The organism is Micromonospora sp. NPDC049662 (genome assembly GCF_040675055.1).
Classification (GTDB): Bacteria; Actinomycetota; Actinomycetes; order Mycobacteriales; family Micromonosporaceae; genus Micromonospora.
In genome coordinates, this window is record NZ_JBFAOC010000050.1 from 1 (window position 1) to 20,413 (window position 20,413).

Annotated in this window: 18 protein-coding genes; 14 read left to right on the top strand and 4 right to left on the bottom strand. The window is 70.7% G+C overall.

The genetic code is table 11. The features are described from left to right. Positions 1–91: 91 nt before the first annotated feature. Both galK and galE read right to left on the bottom strand, forming a co-directional pair. Positions 92–1,261, bottom strand: a complete 1,170-nt coding sequence (gene galK / locus AB0J36_RS27080) for a galactokinase (RefSeq protein ID WP_363661268.1) — start codon at positions 1,259–1,261, stop codon at positions 92–94. Positions 1,262–1,315: 54 nt separating this feature from the next. Further along, positions 1,316–2,299, bottom strand: a complete 984-nt coding sequence (gene galE / locus AB0J36_RS27085; RefSeq protein ID WP_363661269.1) for a UDP-glucose 4-epimerase GalE — start codon at positions 2,297–2,299, stop codon at positions 1,316–1,318. 170 nt (positions 2,300–2,469) lie between these two features. Between galE and AB0J36_RS27090 the strand changes: the two genes are divergently transcribed. The 6 genes from AB0J36_RS27090 (at position 2,470) to AB0J36_RS27115 (ending at position 7,168) form a co-directional block, all read left to right on the top strand. Then, positions 2,470–3,600: a hemolysin family protein gene (locus AB0J36_RS27090; RefSeq protein ID WP_363661270.1), complete on the top strand. Its 1,131-nt coding sequence runs from the start codon at positions 2,470–2,472 to the stop codon at positions 3,598–3,600. Positions 3,601–3,633: 33 nt separating this feature from the next. Then, positions 3,634–4,659, top strand: coding sequence for a tryptophan--tRNA ligase (trpS, locus tag AB0J36_RS27095; RefSeq protein ID WP_363661271.1), 1,026 nt, complete (start codon positions 3,634–3,636; stop codon positions 4,657–4,659). A gap of 68 nt (positions 4,660–4,727) precedes the next feature. Beyond that, positions 4,728–5,255, top strand: a complete 528-nt coding sequence (locus AB0J36_RS27100; protein WP_357124707.1) for a 2'-5' RNA ligase family protein — start codon at positions 4,728–4,730, stop codon at positions 5,253–5,255. Positions 5,256–5,334: 79 nt separating this feature from the next. Continuing rightward, positions 5,335–6,258 carry a YhjD/YihY/BrkB family envelope integrity protein gene (locus AB0J36_RS27105; RefSeq protein ID WP_357124603.1) on the top strand — a complete coding sequence of 308 codons (924 nt, stop codon included), beginning with the start codon at positions 5,335–5,337 and terminating at the stop codon, positions 6,256–6,258. A gap of 8 nt (positions 6,259–6,266) precedes the next feature. Further along, complete coding sequence (locus AB0J36_RS27110) at positions 6,267–6,644, top strand: GntR family transcriptional regulator (RefSeq protein ID WP_357124606.1); 378 nt, start codon at positions 6,267–6,269, stop codon at positions 6,642–6,644. An 86-nt stretch (positions 6,645–6,730) separates the two neighbouring features. Further along, on the top strand, positions 6,731–7,168 hold the full coding sequence (locus tag AB0J36_RS27115; RefSeq protein WP_089017805.1) for a hypothetical protein: 438 nt from the start codon (positions 6,731–6,733) through the stop codon (positions 7,166–7,168). Positions 7,169–7,348: 180 nt separating this feature from the next. Here the strand turns inward: AB0J36_RS27115 and AB0J36_RS27120 are convergent, their stop codons facing one another. Then, the gene (locus tag AB0J36_RS27120; RefSeq protein WP_363661272.1) at positions 7,349–8,974 is read right to left on the bottom strand and encodes a glycoside hydrolase family 13 protein; all 1,626 of its coding nucleotides are present in this window, start codon (positions 8,972–8,974) and stop codon (positions 7,349–7,351) included. A gap of 73 nt (positions 8,975–9,047) precedes the next feature. Next, a complete protein-coding gene (locus AB0J36_RS27125; RefSeq protein ID WP_357124613.1) occupies positions 9,048–10,112 on the bottom strand; it encodes a LacI family DNA-binding transcriptional regulator in 1,065 nt (354 codons plus the stop codon). Positions 10,113–10,291: 179 nt separating this feature from the next. On the opposite strand from AB0J36_RS27125, the gene AB0J36_RS27130 reads away from it, so the two are divergent. From AB0J36_RS27130 to AB0J36_RS27165, 8 genes are all read left to right on the top strand, one after another. After that, a complete protein-coding gene (locus AB0J36_RS27130; protein WP_363661273.1) occupies positions 10,292–11,542 on the top strand; it encodes a maltose ABC transporter substrate-binding protein in 1,251 nt (416 codons plus the stop codon). Then, a complete protein-coding gene (locus AB0J36_RS27135) occupies positions 11,542–13,182 on the top strand; it encodes an ABC transporter permease subunit (protein ID WP_357171842.1) in 1,641 nt (546 codons plus the stop codon). The genes AB0J36_RS27130 and AB0J36_RS27135 overlap by 1 nt, the downstream gene beginning before the upstream one ends. Before the next feature lie 8 nt (positions 13,183–13,190). Then, complete coding sequence (locus AB0J36_RS27140; protein WP_357398681.1) at positions 13,191–14,090, top strand: ABC transporter permease subunit; 900 nt, start codon at positions 13,191–13,193, stop codon at positions 14,088–14,090. A 68-nt stretch (positions 14,091–14,158) separates the two neighbouring features. Next, positions 14,159–14,506: a hypothetical protein gene (locus AB0J36_RS27145; protein ID WP_355048948.1), complete on the top strand. Its 348-nt coding sequence runs from the start codon at positions 14,159–14,161 to the stop codon at positions 14,504–14,506. Between the two features lie 278 nt (positions 14,507–14,784). Continuing rightward, the gene (locus tag AB0J36_RS27150) at positions 14,785–15,852 is read left to right on the top strand and encodes a BMP family ABC transporter substrate-binding protein (protein ID WP_357124713.1); all 1,068 of its coding nucleotides are present in this window, start codon (positions 14,785–14,787) and stop codon (positions 15,850–15,852) included. 247 nt (positions 15,853–16,099) lie between these two features. Continuing rightward, entirely contained in the window at positions 16,100–17,686 is a 1,587-nt protein-coding gene (locus AB0J36_RS27155) for an ABC transporter ATP-binding protein (RefSeq protein WP_357124716.1), read from the top strand. Further along, a complete protein-coding gene (locus tag AB0J36_RS27160; protein ID WP_357124626.1) occupies positions 17,683–19,032 on the top strand; it encodes an ABC transporter permease in 1,350 nt (449 codons plus the stop codon). The genes AB0J36_RS27155 and AB0J36_RS27160 overlap by 4 nt, the downstream gene beginning before the upstream one ends. Before the next feature lie 3 nt (positions 19,033–19,035). Continuing rightward, positions 19,036–20,313, top strand: coding sequence for an ABC transporter permease (locus AB0J36_RS27165; protein ID WP_363661274.1), 1,278 nt, complete (start codon positions 19,036–19,038; stop codon positions 20,311–20,313). Positions 20,314–20,413: the final 100 nt, after the last annotated feature.

The following is a 20,413-nucleotide window of genomic DNA, read 5'->3' on the forward strand; positions in this document are numbered from 1 at the left end:
GTCAGAAATCGCGCAGATTCTGACGCGAACCTCTTGATCACCGGGCTGGACGCGGGTGGTGGGGTGGGGTGGTGGGGTGGGGTGGGTGGGGTTAGGGGAGGCGGGTTGCGCCGGGGGAGGGCAGGACCGGGGTCGTGGTGGGGGCCGGGTAGTTGCGCTCGGCGTAGGCGAGCCTGACTGCGTCGGCTACCGCTTCGACTCGGTCGGTCTCGACCAGGGCGAGGACGCAGCCACCGAATCCGCCGCCCGTCATGCGCGCGCCCAACGCGCCGGCCGACAGCGCCGCCTCGACCGCCGTGTCGATCTCCGGCACGGTGATCTCGAAGTCGTCGCGCATCGAGACGTGCGAGGCGGTGAGCAGCGGGCCGATGTCCCGGACCCGGCCGGCGCGCAACAGCGCGACGGTGTCGAGCACGCGCTGGTCCTCGGTGACCACGTGCCGGACCCGGCGCCGGGTCTCGGCGTCGTCGAGCCGGGCCAGGGCGGCGTCGAGCTCGTCGACGGTCACGTCGCGCAGCGCGGGCACCCCGAGCGCCTTGGCGGCGGCCTCGCAGGAGCGGCGGCGGGCGGCGTACTCACCATCGGCGTGCCGGTGCGGCGCGCGGCTGTCGACGACCAGCACGGTCAGCCCGGCGGCGTCCAGGTCGAACGGGATGTGCTCCACGGACTCGTCGCGGCAGTCGAGGAAGAGCGCGTGCCCGGCGCGGCAGCGGATCACCGCCGACTGGTCCATGATGCCGGTCGGCGCGCCCACGTAGACGTTCTCCGCCCGCTGCGCCAGCCGGGGCTGCCGTTCGGCGGGCAGCTCCAGCCCCGCGAGGTCGAGCAGGGCGGCGAGCACGGCGGACTCGAGCGCGGCCGACGAGGAGAGCCCGGAACCCAGCGGCACGTCGGAGGCGATGGCCAGCCGGGCGCCGGGCACCGCGTGGCCCGCGTCGCGCAGCGCCCAGACCACCCCGGCCACGTACGCGCCCCAGCCGGTCACCCGGCCGGGCTCGGCCACGTCGTCCGCGTCGAAGGTGACCGTCTCGCCGGAGAGCTCGGACCAGACCGTCCAGCGTTCGTCGTCCCGCCGGTCGGCGGCGACCACGGTACGCATGGGAAGCGCGAACGGCAGCACGAACCCGTCGTTGTAGTCGGTGTGCTCGCCGATCAGGTTGACCCGACCGGGCGCGGCCCAGAGGCCGGCGGCCGAGGCGTCGTACTGGTCGGTGAAGCCGGCGGCGGCCCGCTCGGCGACGTCACCGGTGGGGCTGGTCATGGTGCCTCCTTGTTCGGCACTGCGGGGCTCGCACACCCGGCTCACTCGGCGGGCTCACGACTGCTCCAGGACGTGGGCGCGGTAGAAGGCCCAGGCGTCGCCGACCATGTCGTGCAGGGTGGGCTTGCGCGGCACCCAACCCAGCTCGTCACGGGCCAGCGCGGAGGAGGCGACCAGTTCGGCCGGATCGCCCTCGCGGCGTGGCGCGACCTCGACCGGGAGCTGGTGGCCGGTGACCTCGCGGACCACGTCGACCACCTGGCGGTTGGTGAAGCCGTTTCCGTTGCCGAGGTTGTAGATGCGGTGCTGACCCGCGGTGGCGGCGTCCAGCGCGAGCAGGTGCGCGCGGGCGAGATCGACGACGTGGATGTAGTCGCGTACGCAGGTGCCGTCCACGGTCGGGTAGTCGTCGCCGAAGAGTTGGAGCTTCTCCCGCCGGCCGGCGGCGACCTCCAGGGCGATCGGGATGAGGTGCGTCTCCGGGTCGTGCCGCTCGCCGAGTGCGACGTCGCCGGCGAGGTGCGCTCCGGCCACGTTGAAGTAGCGCAGGGACACGGCGGCCAGCCCGTGCGCGTCGGCCTCGGAGGTGAGCGCCATGTCGACCGCGAGCTTGGTGGCGCCGTACGTGTTGGTGGGCGCCTTGACCGCGGTCTCCGGAATCGGCAGCTCGGTGGGGTTGCCGTAGACGGCGGCGGTGGAGGAGAAGACCATCCGGGGCACCCGGGCGGCCCGGACCGCGTTGATCAGGGCGAGCGTGCCGACCGTGTTGTTCTCCCAGTACAGCTCGGGTTTCACCATCGACTCGCCGGCGGCGATGAGGGCGGCGAAGTGCAGCACCCCGTCGAAGCCGGCGTCGGGGGTGAGGACCTGGGCGGCGTCGTGAATGGACGCCTCGACGTGCGTCGCGTCCGGAGCGAGCGCCTCGCGGTGACCGGTGCGCAGGTCGTCCAGGACGACGACCTGGTGGCCGGCGTCGAGCAGCATCCGGGTCACCACGCTGCCGATGAAGCCGGCACCCCCGGTGACGAGCAGTTTCACGTCGTTGCCTCCTGCCTGGCCCGCCGGGACGTGGCCCTTGGTGATCACCCTACGGCGGCGCTCGGGAGCGGTGTGGATCGCGCCGCACGCCATTCCATCATAATCTCTCACGTTTAAACAGAGCCGCACATCTCCGGTGCGGCGGGCACCCGGTGTCTACCATCTCTTTCATGCGGGAAGCAGCCCGTTCCGGGCTCCGGCGGCGGGTGCGGAAACGGTCCCGCCGTGACCCCGGGCCGCTCGCGCGGGCCGTCGCCCGGGTGCTGGTGCGCACCGCCGACGGCGCGACCCGCCTCGTCACCGATCTGCTCGGTACCGGCCCGGCGGCCGGCCGGGAACGCATCTCCGAGGCCGAGCTGCGGGACCTCGTGGCGGTCAACACGGTGCTCGACCCGGACGAGCGGCGGATCATCGACGAGGTGCTGGTGGCCGGGGCGAGTCTCGTCCGCGAGGTGATGATGCCCCGTACCGAGGTGGTCTTCCTGCCGGCCCGGCTGACCATCGCCGAGGCCGCCCGGCTGGTACGGGCCGAGACGCACTCGCGGTACCCGGTCACCGACGGCACCCAGGACGACGTGGTCGGGTTCGTGCACCTGCGGGACGTGCTGCTCCGTCCGGACGCCGACCCCTGCGCCACGGTGGGCGAGCTGACCCGCGAGGTCAAGCAGGTGCCGGGGAGCAAGCGGGTCCTGGCCGCGCTGACCGAGATGCGCCGGGAAGGGCACCACCTGGCGGTGGTGGTCGACGAGTACGGCGGAACCGCCGGCATCATCACCCTGGAGGACCTGATCGAGGAACTCGTCGGAGAGATCCACGACGGGTACGGCAGGCCGCCCGACCCGAGCCACGTCGGCCTGCCGGCCGTGGTCGACGGCCGGCTCAACCTCGCCGACTTCGCCGAGCGGACCGGTGTGGCGCTCCCCGCCGGTCCGTACGAGACCGTCGGCGGGTACGTGATGGCAGTCCTGGGCCGCCTGCCGCTGACCGGCGACGAGGTGCCGGTGCCCGGCGAGCCGCCCGACGGCGGCGGGCCCGATCCGGCGGCACCGGCCGACGGTTGGCTCCTGCGCGTGCTGGCCCTGGACGGACGCCGGGTCGCCCGGCTCGCGGTGACGGCGGCCCGGATGCCGGAGCAGCGGCGCGATCCCGCCGTCAGCCATCAGCGCGAGGCGGACCGGGGCGCGGCGGGACAGCAGCGGGGCACCGCGGTCGGGCCGGGTCCACGGCCGGGGACGAGCGGGCCACGCGAGGTCAGCGCCCCGACACCGGCTGGCCGGGGCCGACGCGCCGGCCCGTCATGACGGCTCCGCATGCTTGCTGACAGAATTATCGCCATGCCCGACGTTCCCGAGCGACCCCGCGTCTTCTCCGGCATCCAGCCGACGGCCGACTCGTTCCACCTCGGCAACTACCTGGGAGCCGTGCGGCACTGGGTGGCCCTGCAGGACACCCACGACGCGTTCTACTGCGTGGTGGACCTGCACGCGATCACCGCCGGTCACGATCCGGCGGTGCTGCGCCAGCGGACCAGGGTGGCGGCCGCCCAGCTCTTCGCGGTCGGTATCGATCCGGACCGCAGCACCCTGTTCGTACAGTCGCAGGTGCCCGAGCACCCGCAGCTGGCGTGGGTGCTCGGCTGCATCACCGGTTTCGGCGAGGCCAGCCGGATGACGCAGTTCAAGGACAAGTCGCAGAAGCAGGGCAACGAGCGGGCCAGCGTCGGGCTGTTCACCTACCCGGTCCTGCAGGCCGCCGACATTCTGCTCTACCAGGCCAACGCGGTGCCGGTCGGCGAGGACCAGCGTCAGCACCTGGAACTCTCCCGCGACCTGGCCCAGCGGTTCAACTCGCTGTTCGGCGCGACGTTCACGATCCCCGCGCCGCACATCGTCAAGGACACCGCGAAGATCACCGACCTGCAGGACCCGACGGCCAAGATGTCCAAGTCGTCGTCCTCGCCGGCCGGCATCATCGACCTGCTGGAAGACCCGGCCCGCTCGGCGAAGAAGATCCGCTCCGCGGTGACCGACACCGGTCGGGAGATCGTCTTCGACGCCGAGACCAAGCCGGGCGTGTCCAACCTGTTGACCATCTACTCGGCGCTCAGCGGGCGTGGCATCGACGACCTGGTGTCCGCGTTCGCCGGTCGCGGCTACGGCGACCTCAAGAAGGAGTTGGCCGATCAGGTGGCGGAGTTCGTCCGTCCCATCCAGGAGCGCACGCGCACGTACCTCGACGACCCCGCCCAACTGGACAAGCTGCTTGCCGCCGGGGCGGAGAAGGCCCGGTCCGTGGCCGGCGCGACGCTGCGGTCCGCGTACGAGCGGGTCGGTTTCTTCCCGCCGATGCGCGGCGAATAGCGCTGCGGGGACGGGTGGGCGAATCGGTGGCCGACGTGGCGGCACGGAGCGTGGATCGCAGCGGCGGGATGCCCCCGCCGGGCGACACCGTGCAGATCGGCATCGCGGTGGACATCCCGGAGCCGTGGGGGGCACAGCTCACCCGGCGACGGGTCGAGGCGGGTGATCCCCTCGCGGTGCCCGCGCACGTGACGCTGCTCGGCCCGACCGAGATCCCGACCGACGTGCTGCCGGGCATCGAGCGGCACCTCGCCGCCGTGGCCGCCGCGCATCTGCCGTTCACGCTGCACCTGCGGGGGACCGGCACGTTCCGGCCGGTGACGCAGGTGGTGTTCGTCGCGGTGGCCGCCGGCATCAGCGAATGCGAGTTGCTGGCCGCGGCCATCGCGGCCGCGCCGGGTCTGCACCGCCAGACCCGCTTCCCGTACCATCCGCACGTCACCGTCGCGCATGACGTCGCTCCGGAGGCGTTGGACAAGGTGTACGAGGATCTGGCCGACTTCTCCGCGATGTTCGAGGTCGACGCGTTCACCCTGTTCTCGCACAGTGGGCCGGCCCGGTGGCAGCCCCGCCGGGACTTCCGCCTCGGCGACTGACGTTCGGCGGCGCGCCGGCTGGCGAGCGGTCTTGTACTGGTTGCCGGGACGGCGGCGGGAGATCGGCGAGGATGATCGCGTGAACGTGATCGGCCGGATCGAGGCGGGCATCGACCGCTGGGTGGGTGCCGCGCGTGCCCGGTCGGGCCTGTTCGACCACGTCTGGCGTGCCGGGACGCTCTACGCCGACGTGCTGGCAGGAAGGCTCGCCGCGGCGATCGCGTACTACGGCTTCTTCGCCGTCTTCGCTCTCGCCCTGGTCGCGTACTCCGTCTTCGGCGCGATCCTGGAGGACAACGACGAGGTCAGCGAGGCGGCGACCGGGTTCCTGAAGGAGAACCTGCCGTTCCTGGACGCGCAGCAGATCGCGAACTCCAGCGGCACGGTCGGTGTGGTCGGCCTGGTCATCCTCGTGTTCACCGGCATCGGCTGGGTGGAGGCGATCCGCTCCTCGCAGCGGCTCATGTACGCGCTCAACCAGCAGCCCGGCAACCTCGTGGTCCGGCGGCTGGTCGACCTCGGGGTGATGATCGGCGTCTTCGTGCTGCTCGGTCTCTCCGTGGCGGCGGTGGACGCGTTGGAATCCCTGCTGCGCTTTCTGCTGCGCAGCACCGGGTCGGTCGGCCTGACCACCGTCAGCGCCGTCCTCAGCGTGCTGGTCAACGCGGTGCTCGCCACCGCGCTGCTGCTCGCGGTGCCCCGGCTGCGGATGAGCCGGTCCCGGCTGCGTCCGGTGGTGCTGCTGGTCGCGGTCGGCATCACGCTGCTCAACACGCTCGGGCGGTACTACGTGGTGCGCACCGAGCGGAACCCGGCGTACACCGTGGTGGCCGGTGCGGTCGGTCTGCTGCTCTACCTCTACCTGCTGAACCAACTGGTGCTGTTCGGCGCGGCGCTGCTCGCGACCAGCCGGAGTGGGCGCGTGGTAGACCTGGCGGCGGGCGCCCCCGTGGTGGATGTCGACGAGGACACCGACCCCGGCGCCCCGGGCGGTGCGGGGTGAGGGTGGAGATGTCCGACGTGCTGATCACCGTCGACCAGGACTCGCCGGTGCCGCCGTACGAGCAGGTGCGTGTGCAGCTCGCCGAGCTGATCGGCGACGGCCGGTTGCCGGTGGGCAGCCGCCTGCCCACCGTCCGGCAGCTCGCGGCCGACCTGCGACTGGCCGCGAACACGGTGGCGCGGGCCTACCGGGAGCTGGAGGCGGCCGGCCTGTTGCAGACCCGGGGACGCAACGGCACCTTCGTCGCTCCCGGGCGGGACGACGCCGTCGACCGGCTGCACCGGTTCGCCGTCGACTACGCCGCCGAGGCGCGGCGGCTCGGCGTGACCCCGGATCGTGCTGTCGCTCTCGTGCGGGCCGCCCTGGACGCCACCCGACACGACTGAGCCGACCGGTCTCTCATCGACCGCCGGACGGGCGGTAACTGAACAGAACGGCACCGGCGCTCACGTTCGCGGACCATGATGAGCCCGTGGGCGCACTCATGACACTGGACCTGCCGGCCGACTCGCCGATGCTCGGCCTGCCGTGGATCATCACCTTCGGGCCGCTCGGTGACCTGGACGAGTGGGAGCCGGTGGTCTGCGGGCCGTACGAACGGCCGCACGCGTTGGCGTTGGCCGAGGCGGTGGTGGCCGAGGAGCAGCTGATGGCCGTGGTGGAACCGCTGCTGCCGGCGCTGTCGGCCGACGAGATCCGCAGCGAGATCGCCGCCGCGCAGGTGGCCGCCGAGGACGAGGCCCGGCAGGTCGAGGGGGCCGACCTGTACGGAGACTTCGAGGACGTGATCGACGAGGAGTTGGACGCGGCGGCCGACGAGGCGGGTCACGGCGAGCCCGCCGAGCCACCGGACGAGGCCGAGGTGCGCGCCGGCTTCACCCGGATCGCGGCGCTGCTCACCGCGAAGTGACGCGGCGGGTCAGGGCCCGGGGCCGGAGCGCACCACGGGCGTCACACGAGCACCGGCGCCGCGCGGAATCCGTTCCGCGTGGCGCCGGTGCACCTCACCCCCCACCACAAGGGGTCGGCAGCCCAGTCGCCCGTTGGCGCGGGGCACGACGGACGACCAGGTCGAGATTGGCTTACCCGCTCAGCGCCGTTCGAACCAGGCGGCCGCGTCGACGGGCAACAGGTGGTCGGTGAGCGGCGCGCTCGCCACGACCGGCGTGCCGTACCCGTCGAGTGCCACGGGCGCTGCGCCGAGGTTGACGACGCAGGTCAGCACGGTGTCACCCGCGCCGCGGGAGAACGCCAACACGCCCGGCTCGGTCTGCGACCAGGTGACCTCGCCGGCGTCGGCGGCCAGCGCCGGGTGCTCGCGGCGGATGCGCAGGGCCGTCCGGTACAGCTCCAGCGTCGAGCCCGGGGCGCCGGCCTGCGTGCTGACCGACAGGGCGCGCCAGGTCGCCGGGGCGGGCAGCCAGCTCAGCTCGCTGCCGGCCGGCCCGAAGCCGTACGGCGCCAGCTCTCCACTCCACGGAATCGGCACCCGGCAGCCGTCGCGGCTCTCACCCGTACGCAGGAACGCCGGATCCTGCCGTAGCTCGTCGGGGAGGTCGAGAACCTCGGGCAGGCCCAACTCCTCACCCTGGTAGAGGTAGGCCGAGCCGGGGAGCGCGAGCATCAGCAGGCTGGCGGCACGGGCCCGGCGCAGCCCGTCGGGGCCGTCGCCGTAGCGGGTGACGTGCCGCTGCTTGTCGTGGTTGGACAGCACCCAGGTGGTGGGCGCGCCGACCACCGTCGCTTCGGCGAGGGCGGTGTCGATCACCTTGCGGAACGAGTCGGCCGACCAGGTGGCGTCGAGAAAGTCGAAGCTGAACGCCTGGTGCAGCTCGTCCGGGCCGATGTAGCGGGCCAGCCGCTCCGGCGTCTCGGCCCACGCCTCGGCGACCGCCATCCGGCCGCCCGGGTAGCTGTCCAGGATGGGCCGCCACGCGCGGTAGATCTCGTGGACCTCGTCCTGGTCGAAGTAGGGCAGGCGACCCTTGCCGAGTAGTTCGACCTGGCGTTGCCCGGTCGTCGCCGTGCTGAAGCCGACGTCCGGCAGCCCTTCGGCCTTGATCATGCCGTGGGCCACGTCGACGCGGAAGCCGTCCACGCCCCGGTCCAGCCAGAACCGCAGCACGTCCTCGAACTCGGCGCGAACCTCCGGGTGCCGCCAGTTCAGGTCCGGCTGGGCCGGGTCGAACAGGTGCAGGTACCACTGGCCGTCGGCGATCCGGGTCCAGGCGGGGCCGCCGAAGATGCTCTCCCAGTCGTTGGGGGGCAGTTCGCCGTGCGCGCCCTTGCCGTCGGCGAAGAGGTAGCGGGCCCGCTCGGGCGAGCCGGGACCGGCGGCGAGGGCGTCGACGAACCAGCGGTGCGCGCTGGACGTGTGGTTGGGCACCAGGTCGACGATGATCCGCAGGCCGAGGCTGTGCGCGTCGGTGATCATCGCGTCGAAGTCGGCGAGTGTGCCGAACATCGGGTCGACGTCCCGGTAGTCCGCGACGTCGTACCCGCCGTCGACCATCGGCGAAGTGTAGAAGGGGGTCAGCCAGAGCGCGTCCACCCCGAGGTCGCGGAGGTACGGCAGGCGTTCCCGGATGCCCGCCAGGTCGCCGACGCCGTCTCCGTTGCTGTCGGCGAAGCTGCGCACGTAGACCTGGTAGACGACCGCGGAGCGCCACCAGTCGTCGTCCGTGCGGGGCAGGGTGATGGTGGTGCTGACGGTCATTGGTGATGTTTCCCCGTCTGTCTCAGGCTCGGGCGCGGCTGTGCGAGCAATATGCCGGCCGCCTTTGCAAGAGTCAAGCAGATCTTGCGTAAGGAAACCGCACGGCGGCCGGGGCCACCGCCGTGGAGCCGCGGACGACCAACTCGGGGCGGAACAGGTATTCGGAGTGCGGGGCGCCGTGCCCGTTGATCTCGTCCACCAGGGCCCGGACCGCCGCCACCGCCATCGCGGTGACCGGTTGCCGCACGGTGGTCAGCGGCGGGTCGGTGAAGGCCATCAGCGGCGAGTCGTCGTAGCCGACCACCGAGAGGTCTCCCGGAACGGACAGGCCGCGTTGCCGGGCCGCCCGCACGGCGCCGAGCGCCATGAGGTCGGAGCCGCAGACCAGCCCGGTCACACCACGGTCGAGCAGCCGGCCGGCCGCCGCCTCGCCACCCTCCACACCGAACAGCGTCAGCTCGGCCAGCGGGCCGAGATCCGCCTCGGCGACGCCGGCCAGCCGGGTCATCGCCGCCCGCCAGCCGGCCACCCTGCGCCGCACCGGCACGAACCGGTCCGGGCCGGTGATCAGGCCGATCCGCCGGTGTCCCAGCGCGACGAGGTGGGCCACCGCCAGGTCGGCGGCCTCCCGGTCGTCGCAGGAGACGAAGGGCGCCGCGACGTCGGGGACGTACCCATTGATCATTACGACCGGCAGCGGCCGGGCGATCAGCGCCCGGTAGCGGTCGTGGTTGGCGGCGGTGTCGGCGTGCAGGCCGGAGACGAAGACGATTCCGGAGACCTGCCGGTCCAGCAGCATCTCCACGTACTCGTCCTCGGTCACGCCGCCGGCGGTCTGGGTGCAGAGCACCGGGGTGAACCCACTCTGCGCCAGTGTCGACTCGATGACCTGCGCGAACGCCGGGAAGATCGGATTGTCCAGCTCCGGCACCACCAGGCCGACCAGGCCGGCGCTGCGCTTGCGCAGTCGCGCCGGGCGCTCGTAGCCGAGTACGTCGAGGGCGGTGAGAACGGCCTGCCGGGTCTCCGGTGCCACGCCGGGGCGGTCGTTGAGCACCCGCGACACCGTGGCCTCGCTGACTTCGGCCTGCTGGGCGATGTCGGACAGTCGAGCGCGCATGGCGGCACTGTAGTCCATCGGCAAGTTCTTGCGGGGTGCTCTGCAAGCCCTTCCATTGTCTGCAACGTCTTGCTAACGTCCCCGCAACATACGAGCGCGGCGGGGCAATATCGCTGCGCCAATCAGCAAGAACTTTCAGCTTTCCACTGGCGGGGCGTCCTTCCCCCGGCGGACCCGCCATGACGACAGGAGTACCGATGCGCATCCGTACCGCGGGTGTGGTTGCCGTTCTCGGCCTGGCGCTCGCCGCCTCCGGCTGTGGTGGCGACAGCGACGAGCCGGCCACGAAGGAAACCCCCACGGCCGCCGGCGGCAAACTGGTGATCTGGGCCGACGACAAGCGGACCGCGGCGCTCAAGCCGTTCGCCGAGAAGTTCGGCCAGGAGAACGGCGTCACCGTCGAGGTGCAGGCCGTCCCGAACGAGGACCTCCAGAACAACTTCGTCACCGTGTCGAGCCAGGGCGGTGGCCCGGACGTGGTGATCGGCGCGCACGACTGGATCGGCAACCTGGTCCAGAACGGCGCCATCGATCCGGTGCAACTGCCCGCCGAGCAGAAGGCAGCCTTCAGCGAGAGCGCGGTCAAGGCCGTCACGTTCAACGGCCAGCTCTACGGCGTGCCGTACGCCCAGGAGAACCTGGCACTGATCCGCAACACCGACCTGGCCCCCGAGGCCCCGAAGACGATCGAGGACCTGGTCGCCGCCGGCAAGCAGCTCAAGGCGCAGAAGAAGGTCACCGAGACGCTCTGCCTCCAGGTCGGACAGAAGGGCGACGCGTACCACATCTACCCGCTGTACGCCTCTGCCGGCGGCTACCTCTTCGGCACCACCGCGAACGGGGACTACGACCCGAAGGACCTCGGCGTCGGCAAGCCGGAGTCGATCGCCGCGTTCAAGAAGATCGCCGCGCTCGGCGAGAAGGGCGAGGGCGTGCTGAAGCGATCCATCGCCGACACCAACGCGACCGCGACCTTCACCGGCAAGAAGTGCGCCTTCCTGGTCTCCGGGCCGTGGGCCACCGCCGACGTGAAGAAGGCCGGCATCGCGTACGACATCTCCGCCGTACCCGGCTTCGCTGGCGGCAAGGCGGCCGCTCCGTTCATCGGCGTGCAGTCCTTCTACGTGGCGGCCAAGGGCAAGAACAAGGCGCTCGCCCAGGAGTTCGTCGTCAACCACGTCGCGAAGCAGGAACTGGCGGTGGCGCTCTACCAGGCCGACCCGCGTCCGCCGGCGTTGACCGCCGCGCTGGACCAGGTCAAGGGCAGCGACCCGGACCTGGCCAAGTTCATCGAGGCCGGCAGGAACGGCCAGGTGCTCCCGGCCATCCCGGCCATGGCCGCGATCTGGGACCCGTTCGGCAAGGCGGAGGCCGCCGTCATCGGCGGCGCCGATCCGACCAGCACGGTCACCGCGGCCGGCCGGATGATCGCCGGTTCGATCAAGTAATGAGTACGCCGCTGTCCGGCCCGGGGACTGCCCAGCAGGCTCCGGGCCGGGGGCCCGTGGGCACCGGGTCCCCGCGCACGTCCCGTACCGCGCGGAACCACGCGCCGATCACCGCGGCCGGCCTCGCCGCGAAGGTGATCCTGCTCGGCCTGGTGGCCGGGATCGCGATCTGGGCGGCGTTCCCGCTCGTGGAGGCCGGACAGTGGATCGGGCTGGCGGTGCTGGCGCTGACCACCGCCGCGCTGTTCTACCTGTACGCGGGCCGCCGGCACGTCCCGGCGAAGTACCTCGTCCCGGGCACGCTCCTTTTGATCGCCTTCCAGATCGTGCCGGTCCTCTACACCGCGAGCACGGCCTTCACCAACTTCGGCGACGGCCACCGGGGCAGCAAGGAGGACGCGATCGTCGCGATCCAGAGCAGTTCGGTGCGGCAGGTCGCGGGCTCCGCCCAGTACCCGATGTCCGTCGCCACGAAGGGCGACCCCGCCACCGGCGCCCTGGTCTTCCTGGTCACCGACCCGGCGACCGACACCGTCTCCGTCGGCGACAGCGGCGGTCTGCGTCCGCTCGACCCCGGCAGGGTCACCGTCGCCCCCGGCGGGAAGGTCACCGCCGCCGACGGCTACACGGTGCTGAACGTCGGTCAGGCCAGCGCGCGCAGCAGGGACATCACCGACCTGGTGGTGCCGACCGCCGGCGGCGCGCTGCGCTCGTCCGGCCTGTCCCGGGCGTACGAGGGCAGGGCCGTGCGGGCGTACGACGCGGGCTGCGACTGCGTCCGGGACAGTGACAGCGGCAGGACCTGGACTGCGGACGGCGGAGCCGGCGCGTTCGTCGCCGCCGACGGCGAGCGCCTGGCCCAGGGGTGGAAGGTGAACGTCGGGCTGTCCAACTTCACCCGGATACTCACCGACGAGCGGATCTCCGGGCCGTTCCTCGGCACGCTGGTCTGGAACTTCGCCTTCGCGATCGGCTCCACCGGCGGCACGTTCGTCCTCGGTCTGCTGATCGCGCTCGCGCTGCACTCGCCCCGGATGCGGGGCACCAACCTCTACCGGATGTTGCTGATCCTGCCGTACGCCATGCCGTCGTTCGCGATGCTGCTGGTCTGGCGGGACATGTTCAACACCGACTTCGGGCTGATCAACAACCTGTTCGGGCTCGGCGTCGACTGGTTCGGCCAGGACTGGACGGCCCGCGCCGCGGTGATCCTGGTGCAGCTCTGGCTCGGCTACCCGTACATGTTCCTGGTGGCCACCGGCGCGCTCCAGGCCATCCCCCGGGAGTTGACCGAGGCCACCTCGGTCGACGGGGCCTCACCCTGGCAGTCCTTCCGTGCGGTCACGCTGCCGCTGCTGCTGGTCGCGCTCTCGCCGCTGCTGATCTCGTCGTTCGCGTTCAACTTCAACAACTTCAACGCGATCTACCTGACCACCGAGGGTGCGCCGTTCCCGGCGGACAACCCCGGCAACGGCGCCACCGACCTGCTGATCACCTACACGTATCGGCTGGCGTTCGGTGGGCAGGCGGCACAGTTCGGCTTCGCCGCGGCGATCTCGCTGTTCATCTTCGCCATCGTCGCCGTGGTGTCGGCCATCAGCTTCCGGCGGACCCGTCAACAGGAGGAGGTGTACGCGTGACCACGCTCATCAACCCGAGCCGCCCGACAACGCTCGACCGCCGGGTCCGAGGGCGGCGGAGCCGTTGGTTCGCCCAGGTCGGTTGGCGGCACCTGGTCGGACTGCTCGGCGTGCTGTTCAGCCTCTTCCCGCTCGTGTTCGTCGTCTCGGCGGCGCTCAACCCGCTCGGCACCCTCTCGTCCACCGAGTTGGTGCCGACCGGCGGAGTGTCGTTCGAGAACTTCGGGGACCTGTTCGCGCGTACCGCGTTCGCCCACTGGTTCCTGAATTCGCTGCTCATCGCCGGCGGCGCCTCGTTCGCCTCGGTGTTCCTCTCGGCGCTCGCGGCGTACGCCTTCTCCCGGATGCGCTTTGCGGGTCGACGGGTGGGGCTGCTGTCGTTGCTGTTGATCCAGATGTTTCCGCAGTTCCTGGCGATCGTGGCGATCTTCCTGATCTTCGGCACGATCACCGACCTGTGGCCGGCCGTCGGCTTCAACACCCCGTGGGGCCTGCTGCTGCTCTACCTGGGTGGTGCGCTGGGCGTGAACACCTGGCTGATGAAGGGCTTCTTCGACACCCTGCCCCGCGAGCTGGACGAGTCCGCCACCGTGGACGGCGCCTCGCACGCGCAGGTCTTCTTCCGGATCATGCTGCCGTTGGTGGCGCCGATCCTCGCGGTGACCGGGCTGCTCGCCTTCATCAACACCATCAACGAGTTCCTGATGGCGAGCGTCTTCCTCACCGACACGGACGCCAAGACCCTCGCGGTCGGCATGCGGGGCATGTTGCAGGGCGCCGAGCGGAACACCAACTTCGGCATCTTCGCGGCCGGCACCCTGCTCACCGCGATCCCGACCGTGCTGGTCTTCCAGTTCCTCCAGCGCTTCATCGTCTCCGGCCTCACCTCCGGAGCGGTCAAGGGATGAGCCCCTCGACGCGCCGGCCGGCCGGCCCCACTACTACAAAGTGTCGTTGATAGGGGAGGATGGGCGGCGTGGAAGCACTGCGACTCATCCTCCTCTATGTCCATCTCATCGGCTTCGCCCTGCTGCTCGGCGGTTCGATCGCCCAGTACGTCAGCGGGAAGCTGCGGATCAACCCCGCCATGCTCTGGGGCGCCGTGATCCAGTTGCTGACCGGCCTCGGGCTCTCCGCGCCCCTGCGCGGTGGCGGTGACGACGAGCCGAACCCGGCGAAACTTGTGACGAAGTTGGTGATCGCGCTGCTGATCTTCGTCATGGTCTTCTTCTCCCGTAAGCGGGACGTGGTCAACCGTGGCCACTTCCTCGCGATCGTCGGCCTGACCCTGGTGAACGCGGCGGTGGCGGTCTTTTGGCGGTAGCGTCCGAGGGGGGAACCGCACCCCGGAAACCGGACTTCCGCGACACCTGGGGGCTCGGTTAGCAGCACGAAGAGTGATCTGCCCCACGCAAGGGTTACACCCGGGTAACAGGCACTCAACAGTCGTGCACGATTGTCGGCCGGTGGGTGGGCGCGGGCGTACGCTCCCGTCCGTAACGTGGGACAGCCGGCGGCACACCCGCAGGTCGGCTGATGGGCTGCCACCGCACTAGGCGCGGTGTGCAATGGGAAGGAGACGTCTTGCGCTCGGTGCGTGGGATGCGGATCGCCTCGATCCTCGCGGCAGGTGGGCTCGTGCTCAGCGCCGCCGCGTGTGGCGAGGCTCCGGATGATGACAAGAACGCCGGCAGTGGCGCCAAGAAGTTCAGCGCCTGCATGGTGACCGACGTCGGCGGCATCGACGACAAGTCGTTCAACACCTCGGCCTGGAAGGGTCTGCAGGAGGCCAAGGCCGCCAACGACAACATCGACATCAAGTACGTCGCGTCGAAGGCCGAGGCCGACTACGAGCCCAACCTGACGCAGTACGTCAACCAGAAGTGCGACTTCATCCTGGCCGTCGGTGGCCTGATGGCCAACGCCACCTCCAAGATCGCCAAGGCGAACCCGAACCAGCAGTTCGGCATCGTCGACGCCCAGCCGGGTGACGCCAACATCTACCCGATGCAGTTCGACACCGCCCAGGCCGCGTTCCAGGCCGGTTACCTCGCCGCCGGGATGAGCAAGTCCGGCAAGGTGGGCACCTACGGCGGTCTGCCGATCCCGCCGGTGACGATCTTCATGGACGGCTTCGTCGACGGCGTGGCGTACTACAACACCACCAAGAAGAAGAACGTCCAGGCGCTGGGCTGGAACAAGGAGACCCAGAAGGGCTCCTTCACCAACGACTTCGCCAAGCAGGACGAGGGCAAGAAGGTCTCCGACGCGCTGGTCGCCCAGGGCGCGGACATCATCATGCCGGTCGCCGGCGGCTCCGGCCTCGGCACCACCGCGGCGGCCAAGGCCTCCGGCGGCAAGTACAACACCATCTGGGTGGACGTCGACGGCTGCGAGAGCACCCCGGACTGCGGCGCGATCATCACCACCGTGGTGAAGAACATCCCGGAGGCCGTCAAGGAGGCTGTGGTCAAGGCCGCCGGTGGCGAGAAGCTGCAGGCCAACCCCGGCTTCGTCGGCACCCTGGCCAACACCGGTGTCTCGATCGCCCCGTACCACGACTTCGACAGCAAGGTTCCGGCCGAGCTGAAGTCCGAGGTCGACAAGATCAAGGCGGACATCGCCGCCGGCACCATCACCGTCACCTCGAAGGCCCAGCCGACCAAGTGACGTCCGGCCGACCTCTCCGGTGAGATCATCGGAGAGGTCGGTGGGCACAGGTACGACCGATCGGCCGCTTCGGCCCCGCGGTGACCGTGGGGGTCGGAGCGGCCGATCGCGCACCGCGTCGGCCAGGCGTTCCGGCCCGTTCGACGGCAGCTAGGCTGCACCATCGCTCGCACTCCAGGAGGTTGCGCTGAGACTCGAACTGCGCGGCATCACCAAGCGGTTCGGTGATCTGGTCGCCAACGACCACATCGATCTGACGGTGGAGCCTGGAGAGATTCACGCCCTGCTCGGCGAGAACGGCGCGGGCAAGTCGACCCTGATGAACGTGCTCTACGGGCTCTACCAGCCCGACGAGGGCGAGATCCTGGTCGACGGCACGCCGCTGCGGCTGAAGGGGCCGTCCGACGCCATCGCGGCCGGGATCGGCATGGTGCACCAGCACTTCATGCTGGTGCCGGTGTTCACCGTCGCCGAGAACATCATGCTCGGTGCGGAGCAGGTCCGGGGCGGTATCGCCGGCTTCCTGGACCGGCGGCGGGCCCGGCGCGAGGTCACGGAGGTGTCCGAGCGCTACAACCTGCGGGTCGACCCCGACGCGGTGATCGAGGACCTGCCGGTCGGCATCCAGCAGCGTGTGGAGATCGTCAAGGCCCTCACCCGCGACGTCGACCTGCTCATCCTGGACGAGCCGACCGCGGTGCTCACCCCGCAGGAGACCGACGAGCTGTTGACGGTCATGCGGTCGCTCAAGGCGGCCGGCAAGTCGATCGTCTTCATCACCCACAAGCTGGGCGAGGTCAAGGCGATCGCCGACCGGATCACGGTGATCCGACGCGGGAAGACGGTCGGCACGGCCTCCCCGGAGACCAGCCGCGACGAGCTGGCCGCGCTGATGGTGGGCCGCAGCGTGCGCCTCACGGTCGACAAGTCGCCGGCCACGCCGGGCGAGCCGGTGCTGGAGGTGGCCGGGCTGGTCGTCGACGACGACCGGCAGATCCGGGCGGTCGACGGCGTGGACCTGACCGTACGGGCGGGCGAGGTGCTCGGCGTGGCGGGCGTGCAGGGCAACGGCCAGACGGAGCTGATTGAGGCGATCATGGGTCTGCGCCCGGTGCTCGCCGGCACGGTCAGCCTGGGCGGTGACCGGATCGACGGCTGGACGCCCAAGCGGGTGCTCCGGGCCGGCGTCGGCTACGTACCCGAGGACCGCAGCGTGGACGGCCTGGTCAAGGAGTTCAGCGTCGCCGAGAACCTGGTGCTGGACATCTACGACCGGCCACCCTTCGGCAGCGGGCTCGCCCTGAAGCCCGACGCCATCGCGTCGTCGGCCCGGGAGCGGATCGAGCAGTTCGACGTCCGTACCTCATCGGCGGACGCGGCGGTGGGCACCCTCTCCGGTGGCAACCAGCAGAAGGTGATCGTGGCACGGGAGCTGTCCCGGCCGCTGAAGCTCTTCATCGCCGCCCAACCCACCCGTGGCGTGGACGTCGGGTCGATCGAGTTCATCCACAGCCAGATCATCCACGAGCGGGACATCGGCACCGCCGTCATGGTGGTGTCCAGCGAGCTGGACGAGGTGGTCGGGCTGGCCGACCGGATCGCGGTGATGTACCGGGGACGGATCATCGGCATCGTCGGCCCGGAGACCCCGCGTGAGGAGATCGGTCTGTTGATGGCCGGCATCCACCCGGACGCGGCGGGCGCGGGCACGCCGGCCGAGCCCGACGCGACCACCGCCGGCACCGCAGCCCAGCCCGGCACGGCTACCGCTGGTGGCGCGGCCGACGGGGGTCCGGCGCGCGCCGACGGCCCCGCGAGCGAGGACGAGGCATGACCAACCCCAATCCGCAGTCGGGCTCTCCGGACAAGGAGCCGGCGAGCGAGGCGCAGGCGGCGCAGAACGCCCTCGGCAACACCGAGCGGGCCGGCACGACCACGACGGAGAAGACGCCGGAGCCGAAGCCGTCCCTGGGCCGGCTCTTCCTGGACAACCTCTGGGCGGCCAACACCTTCACGGTGACCCTGTTGTCGCTGGTGCTGGCGATCGTCGTCGGCGCGGTGTTGATGGTCGTCTCCGACCCGGACGTGCTGCACACCTACACCTACATCACCGCCCGCCCCTCGGACGCGTTCAGTTCGAGCTGGACGCTGGTGAGCGAGGCGTACGCCAACCTGTTCAAGGGCTCGATCTTCGACCCCGAGGCGTTCTCCGGCTGGGTGAACGGCAGCAACGGCTGGCAGGCGGTGCTCGCGCCGATCTCCGAGACGCTGACGTACGCCGCGCCGCTGGTCTTCACCGGCCTGGCGGTGGCGCTGGCCTTCCGTGGCGGCCTGTTCAACATCGGCGCGCAGGGTCAGGCGACCGTCGGCGTCATCCTGGCCGCACTGGCCGGCTTCCTGCTGCCGCTGCCGCCCGGCCTGCACCTGCTGGTGGCGGTGCTCGCCGGCGCGCTGGGCGGGGCGATCTGGGGCTTCATCCCGGGCATCCTCAAGGCCCGCGCGGGCGCCCACGAGGTGATCAACACGATCATGCTCAACTACGTCGCCACGTACTTCCTGACCTGGCTCATCGTGCAGAACGGCGTGCAGGATCCGACCCGGACCGACGCGATCAGCAAGGCGGTGGACACCTCCGCGCAGCTGCCCCGTCTGCTCGGTGACAACCTGCGGGTGCACGCCGGCATCCTGCTCGCCGTGCTGGCCACCTGGGCGGTCGCCTGGCTGCTCAACCGGTCCACCCTCGGCTTCGAGTTGCGGGCGGTCGGCGCCAACCCGGACGCCGCGCGGACGGCCGGCATCAGCGTCACCCGGACGTACATCCTGATCATGGTTTTCTCCGGGATCCTGGCCGGTCTCGGCGGCTCGAACATGGTGCTCGGCTCGACGGCCAGCGCGTTGACGCCGCTGGTGGTGGCGCAGATCGGCTTCGACGGCATCCTGGTGGCGCTGCTCGGCCGGGTGAAGCCGTGGGGAGTGCTGCTCGCCGCGCTGCTGTTCGGTGCGCTCCAGGCCGGCGGTAACCGGATGCAGTCGTACTCCGGCATCTCGCTGGAGCTGGTGACCGTGCTTCAGGCGCTGATCGTCATCTTCATCGCCGCACCCGCCCTGGTGAAGGCGATCTTCCAGCTCCGGGCCGCACGGGCCGCCCGGTTGCAGACGAGCCTGGCGAAGGGCTGGTAACGCATGTCCACCATGGCTGTCCCCGACGTCGCGGTCGGCGTCGACGAGGGTTTCTGGACCCGGACCCGCAAGGTCGGCCTCACGCTGACGGCGCTCGGCCTGCTGGCGGCGGTGCTGTTCGGTGCGCTCGCCACCGACCAGCAGGCCCGGTTCACGCTCAGCGACGACGCGGCCGGCGCCGCCTTGGAGATCAACGGCACGATCGGCGCGATCCTGTTCGGGATCATCACGATCGCCGCCGGCGCGGCCCTGCTCGCCGGGGTGCCGAAGCGCTGGTTCCTGCCGGTGCTCGGCGTCGGGCTGGTCGCCTTCGTGCTCTCCTTCCTCTGCTGGCAGGTCTCCGCCGCGCCGACCGGGCAGAACTTCATGCCGCTGGTCAACATCATCCGGGGCACGTTCATCCTGGCCCTGCCGCTGATCTTCGGCGCGCTCGCCGGTGTGCTCTGCGAGCGGTCCGGCGTGGTCAACGTGGCCATCGAGGGGCAGTTGCTGATGGGCGCGTTCAGCGGCGCCCTGTTCGGCAGCCTCTCCGGCAACGTCTGGGTGGGCCTGGTCGCCGCCGCCATCGGTGGCGCGTTCATCTCGCTGCTGCTGGCCGTCTTCGCCATCCGCTACCTGGTGGACCAGGTCGTCATGGGCATCGTGCTGAACCTGCTCGCGGTCGGCGTCACCGGCTTCCTCTACGAGCGGCTGATGCAGACCGACGCGGAGAAGTACAACAGCGCGCCGCGCTTCAGCAACTGGGAGATCCCCCTGCTCAAGGACATCCCGGTGCTCGGGCCGGCGCTGTTCCGCGGCAACATCTTCCTCTACGTCGGCCTGCTCCTGGTGCTGGTGATCCACATCGGGCTGTTCCGCACCCGGTGGGGCCTGCGTACCCGGTCGGTCGGCGAGCACCCGATCGCCGCCGACACGCTCGGGGTCAGGGTGCTGCGGGTGCGCTACCGCAACGTGCTGCTGGCCGGTGTGGTCGCCGGTATCGGCGGCGCGTCGTACACGCTGGCGCTCTACTCGTTCACCAAGAACATGATCGGCGGCAAGGGCTTCATCGCGTTGGCCGCGCTCATCTTCGGCCGGTGGAACCCGACCGGGGCGCTGCTCGCCGCGCTCTTCTTCGGCTTCGCCGACCAGCTCGCCACCTACCTGAGCGCGATCAACAGCTCGATCCCCAGCCAGTTCCTGGCCATGCTGCCCTATCTGGCGACCATCCTGGCGGTCGCCGGCCTGGTCGGTCGGGTCCGGGCGCCCGCCGCCGACGGCAAGCCGTACATCAAGGGCTGACACCCACCCTCGTTGTGTTGATCAAGAGGTTTGGGTCCCCATCCAGGGGCTTGAGGACGCACCACACGAGATGCCAAACGGAATCGGGGTTGGGCTTTTC